The organism is Microbacterium enclense (assembly GCF_004022425.1).
GTDB classification, from domain to species: domain Bacteria; phylum Actinomycetota; class Actinomycetes; order Actinomycetales; family Microbacteriaceae; genus Microbacterium; species Microbacterium enclense_A.
Genome location: NZ_RBZY01000140.1, coordinates 1 through 656 on the forward strand (window position 1 = coordinate 1; position 656 = coordinate 656).

Annotated in this window: 1 protein-coding gene; it reads left to right on the forward strand. The window is 66.8% G+C overall.

Translation table 11 applies throughout. From position 1 onward, the window contains the following. Nucleotides 1-399: 399 nt before the first annotated feature. Nucleotides 400-656 (forward strand): hypothetical protein (locus D8Y23_RS17015; protein ID WP_205797380.1); only part of this gene is annotated, 257 nt, incomplete at its 3' end.

Sequence of the window (656 nt, forward strand, 5' to 3'; positions counted from 1 at the left end):
GGGGGGGGGGGGGGGGAGGGGGGGAGGGGCGTTTCGTGCGCCAGTGAGGCGCCACCACCGAAAGGATGGGTACGGCGTGAACGCGTCAGACGGTCACCGCTGAGCCGCCGAGATCAGGCTCCCATGGTCCAGAACATCGTGGTCGCCACGGAGATGGCTACGGTCGCGTACCCGAAGATGGGCCCCAAGACCGAAGCCGTGCGACCAAGTCCGCGACTCGCTGACCGGCTCGAACCCAGTGTTTTCGTGTCGGCTACTGGACTTGAACCTGCAACCCCCGTTTGGGCGACTTCATGTCCCGCCGCATCCCGGACCGTCCCTCTGGCCTGGAGATACGTTCGTCCTACGCTCCTGCCGCATTCCGTCAGCTCCCGCCGTATCCCAGCGAAGCTGGCTCAGTTGACGGTGTGGGCGAAGTTACCGGACCTGCTCATCACCGGCAGCATCAAACGCAACGCCGACCAGGCGGTCACGTCTGCCGCGGTGGTGTGGCCTGACGGGACTCCCGGGACGTTCGCCGCTACGACGCTGTCCACCGCATTCCCTGGGGGCGTCGATGGGTACACCATCACCTACGGCAGTCCCGTCGTGAAGACGTTCACGCAGCCCGTCATCACTCGCAACTCGGACGGCGCGGCCGTCATCCCCCCCCCCCG